This is a genomic window from uncultured Paraglaciecola sp. (assembly GCF_913058035.1).
Taxonomy (GTDB): domain Bacteria; phylum Pseudomonadota; class Gammaproteobacteria; order Enterobacterales; family Alteromonadaceae; genus Paraglaciecola.
Genome location: NZ_CAJXPA010000264.1, coordinates 1 through 4,443, shown reverse-complemented (window position 1 = coordinate 4,443; position 4,443 = coordinate 1). Strand labels below are relative to the sequence as shown.

Annotated in this window: 5 protein-coding genes and 1 pseudogene; 4 read left to right on the top strand and 2 right to left on the bottom strand. The window is 39.0% G+C overall.

Annotated elements, in window-relative coordinates; translation table 11 throughout:
• Positions 1–441 precede the first annotated feature (441 nt).
• On the bottom strand, positions 442–684 hold the full coding sequence (locus tag QZ562_RS19870; RefSeq protein WP_293764174.1) for a hypothetical protein: 243 nt from the start codon (positions 682–684) through the stop codon (positions 442–444).
• A gap of 143 nt (positions 685–827) precedes the next feature.
• On the opposite strand from QZ562_RS19870, the gene QZ562_RS19865 reads away from it, so the two are divergent.
• From QZ562_RS19865 to QZ562_RS19855, 4 genes and pseudogenes are all read left to right on the top strand, one after another.
• Positions 828–959 (top strand): hypothetical protein, encoded by a 132-nt coding sequence (locus QZ562_RS19865; protein WP_293764171.1) that lies wholly within the window; start codon positions 828–830, stop codon positions 957–959.
• 63 nt (positions 960–1,022) lie between these two features.
• Positions 1,023–1,367 (top strand): hypothetical protein, encoded by a 345-nt coding sequence (locus QZ562_RS19860; protein WP_293764168.1) that lies wholly within the window; start codon positions 1,023–1,025, stop codon positions 1,365–1,367.
• 1,039 nt (positions 1,368–2,406) lie between these two features.
• Positions 2,407–2,817, top strand: a pseudogene (locus QZ562_RS21375) (prolyl oligopeptidase family serine peptidase); the annotation flags it as partial.
• A 42-nt stretch (positions 2,818–2,859) separates the two neighbouring features.
• Positions 2,860–3,015, top strand: a complete 156-nt coding sequence (locus QZ562_RS19855) for a hypothetical protein (RefSeq protein WP_293764165.1) — start codon at positions 2,860–2,862, stop codon at positions 3,013–3,015.
• A 219-nt stretch (positions 3,016–3,234) separates the two neighbouring features.
• Here the strand turns inward: QZ562_RS19855 and QZ562_RS19850 are convergent, their stop codons facing one another.
• The gene (locus QZ562_RS19850) at positions 3,235–4,326 is read right to left on the bottom strand and encodes an alkene reductase (protein WP_293764162.1); all 1,092 of its coding nucleotides are present in this window, start codon (positions 4,324–4,326) and stop codon (positions 3,235–3,237) included.
• Positions 4,327–4,443: the final 117 nt, after the last annotated feature.

Here is a 4,443-nt window from a genome sequence, read left to right as displayed (position 1 = left end):
ATATAAAACCTTCTAACACTACCTTTCTACTCATTAATTAATTTACAAGCTATTTACAATGGCGCGACCATGGCATCGAAATATGCATATACAAATATGAAAATAATTACTTATATACTTAGTTTTTCTACATCTGGATATTTTAAAATCTCAATTTCCCATCATCATTCGGAAACGTGTTGACTATATCGGTATCGACTTGGCTGATTACTATTTTATAAGTACGTTACTTTTTCACATACTGAAGAGGTAATGGCTACCTAGTAATAAAATAATGAGCAAGTATCGCATTGAGCATGGCAACAACAAAACATCATCTTTACGTTGGGCTGTGATTCTATAAGAAATATGGGATGGAACGCGGGAAGGTATGTGGGAAGGTATGTGGATGTAAGTAGTGCCTAGAGTACCCCCAATGGAGGTTTGATAGCCGGGGTGAATCTATTTACCCGAAAGCATCGCTAAGTGCTTGGTGGCACTTTTGTAACCGTCATGCAAAAAGTGAGTGGTTTTTTTATCAGCTAATAAACTCAACAACTCATCTTGCAGACGGCGTTCAGAGTTATCCAGCAAAAATTGCCTAACATCTAGTCCGTGCTCACTAAACAGACACAAGTGTAATTTTACTGTGGCTGAAATACGTAACCTATTACCTGTAGCACAAAAATCTTTGCTGTAGGACATGATCAGCCCAATATTTCATTTGTAGTCATGGTGAGTAAATTCTTGCGCTGGGCCCGTAGTTTTATTCTGCACATCTGCACAACTTGGGTACTCACTTATTAAGAATCTTAATATTCACCAATAAATTTGTAACGGGTAAGTTTGTGATCAGTGGTGCAAAACACGCTTCTTTTTATCTCAACCAAATCTCTATCGAGGGGGATAAAGATTTTTCTGTAGTGATGTTGAATCAAGATTACCGTGGGGTTTTTGTGATTTCTGGGGTTGAGCAGTGACAAGCGTTTTCTATTGAATGGTTCGAAGATGCTTTCAAAGAGACAAATAAAAATAAACTGTCTTTGCTACATCGACCGACTATTTCATTTGGGAACGATGACAGTAATAAACGCGCCTCAATACAACAATATTATGACGGTGAAACAGTTGGCTCGCTGAATATTTCACCCAACGGTGAACTGCTAGTTTGGTCAAAAAAGTCATACAGTGACTTAACAGGTGATCAAGCAGAATCTAACGTTGAAATCATCAACGTTAATACACAAAAAGTTGTTTATCGCTGGCAAGCAACGACACATATGCACATAGCTTGGCGATCAGATAGAAAGGCATTAGTATTTATTCACGATAATCAGCTTTATCAATTATCACAAAAAAGATTGGCAGTTAAATCAGTTAGCATCTGAGTTAGAAGGTATCAGTAACATTGACTGGCTAAGTGATTCTGAATTGCTTATAGCTTGGAATAAGTCAGAACAAAAACCTTACGAATTTACTGAGCGTTATCGCGGACTCGAAGACCGCTGAAATGATTGGTGAGGCGATGAACAGCTGCAGATATTTGATATTCAGTCGAGTCTATTTAAACAGATTACTAACGACAAATTATCCAGGTACCTATCAGGTGTAGATATAAAAAATCGCAAAGCATTAATCACACGAAGACTAATCAATTATAAAGCACCTGCCCATGGTTTAACGCAATAATTAGAGTCAGATTTAAACACTGGTGGTGAAAAACTAATAGGTGAATATAGAAGATTCAATTCGACCCAATATCACAAATGCGGTTTTATTGTTAGTGCTGGCCCAGATTTCAAAGATGGGCAGGGTAATAATGCGTCTAACGCCGGTGTTGCAAATAATTATGACGGACAACTTTATCTTATGCATAAGTAGGGTCAAATCACGCCTCTTTCTAAAGGATTTAAACCTGCGATTGACCGGGTTGAAGTACTTAATAATGGCGATTTAACCGTGTCTACTACTGATCAAGGTAGAAGACAGTTATACAATTATGACATCAGTCAATAGAAATTTAGTAAACTTGATACTGAGGTAGAAATAGTTAACGGTTTTAGCATTTCGGAGCAACGTACACCCAATATCATTTACAAAGGCACAAGCGCTACGAGACCACAATCGGTATGTGCAACAACACTGGGTTCAAATAAAGAAAATCGTTTACTTGATTCAGCCAAAGAAGAATACGCCAAGGTAGATTTTATTGATTTAAAAGACCGGGATTACACCACTCAATCGGTTCAAACAATCGATGGCCGAGTTTACTATTCATCTCATTTTGATAAAACTATAAAATATCCGGCTATTGTTTATTACTATGCTGGTACATCGCCTGTAAGCCATCCATTTACAGGTAGGTGGCCAATTAGTCTTTGGGCTTCTCAAGGTTACGTGGTCTATGTATGACAACCTTCTGGCGCCACCGGTTATGGCCAAGAGTTTTGTGCCCGTCATGTTAATGCCTGGGGTATTAACACCACTGATGAAATCATTGAAAGTACTCGAGCTTTTATTAACGCACATCCCTTTGTGGATATTAAGCGTCTAGGCAACATGGGCGCTTCTTATGGTGGTTTTATGACTATGTATCTAGCGACTAAAACAGATGTTTTCTCCGCCTCTATTTCCCATGTTGGTATCAGTAACCTTACTTACTATTGAGGCCATGGGTGGTGAGGTTATGGCTATTTTGGTGTTACCACTAAAGGAAACTTACCTTGGAATAACTCTGACTTCTACACTCAGCAAATCCCTGTGTTTGCAGCTAACAAAGTCACCACCCCATTATTGTTTATCCATGGAGGTGAAGATACCAATGTGCCTGTAGGCTAGACTCATCCTGGGTACACCGCATTAAAACTGTTGGACCAAGACGTGGCGTTAATCGAGTTTCAAGGAGATGCTCATCACTTCAATAACCGTGAACCCAGACTAGGCTGGTGGAAAACTATTTTGGCCTACTTCGACTTAAAACTCAAAAATGAACCATTATGGTGGGCTCATATGTGTGCTCAAAAAAACGAGCCATAACGTGTAAAATAACTTAATAAAATCGAATACGATAAAATGTGATATTTTTAAACTGGTGTTGTAAAGATTAGCCGCTGTGGAAGCGATATTACAAGTACGCACTCTGAAATAAAGATTAAACGTGGCTTTTATTAAAGATTAAGACGAATTTAATATCAGTCATTCTAAGAATAAGGCGTGCATTGTGCTCGCCTAATCCAATGATCGTGTTAGATATTTTTATTCAGCTTTGTAAGCTGGATAATCAGAATAACCTTCAGCGCCGCCGCCATACCAATGTGTCACATCGCTGTGCTCTGCCAATGGCAGACCATGTTGATATCTAGCAGGTAAATCAGGGTTACTAATATATGGACGTCCAAAAGCAATCATATCAGCCTGACCTGATGCTATTGCCTGCGTTGCACTTTCAAAGTCATAGCCGCAGTTACCAATTATGACCTGATCGAATAAGGGCCTAAAGTCGTTAAGGGTCATCGGTTCTCCACGTTTATGAAAACCAAAAGCGAGTCCGTCCATTATATGTAAGTAGCCAATTTTTTGCTGGTTTAAATACTTAACCACTTCAATATAAAGTGCTTGATAATCGTCGCAGCCCATTGCGTTAAACACGCCATTAGGTGAAATACGCACACCCACTGATTCAGCAGGAAAAACGTCTAAAACTTCTGCCAGCGCCTCTTTCAAAAAACGCATTCTATTTTCAATGCTGCCGCCATATTCATCATCACGTTGATTGCTTACGCCGTCTAAGAACTGGTTGATTAAATAACCATTAGCAGCATGCACCTCAATACCATCGAACCCTGCTTCTTTTGCTTTTATCGCTGCGTTTTTAAAATCAGCCATAGTTCTGGTAATATCGTCTTTCGACATTGCTTTTGGTACTTCGTAATGCTTTTTACTTTCTGGCGTATGAATTTGGTCGTTATCGATTTTAATAGCAGAAGCACTTAATGGTTTTCTTCCATTATGAAAATCGCTGTGGGATGCGCGCCCACAATGCCACATTTGAAGTACTACCTTACTATTTTGCGCGTGTACTCTGTTAACAATAGTTTTCCAGCCTGCTGTCATTTCATCAGTATATATGCCGGGAGAATCGACCCAACCAGTGCCTTCTTCAGAGATGAGTGTGGCTTCAACAATTACTAATCCTGCAGTAGCACGCTGCTCATAATAATCGCCCATTGTGTCGTTTGGTATACGGGCGATCCCTGCTCTGCCGCGAGTAAGAGGCGCCAACACAAACCGATTTTTTAATTCATGATTAAATAATTGTACCGGTGTAAATAAGTCATTTGCTGACATCAATTAATTTCCAAGTAAATACAAAATTGTACACCTGAAGTTGGTTCGTTCTCGGTTATTTCAAGCGGTTATTGATAGCAAACCTTTAATTATTGTTTATTAAACAACCTATAAAAT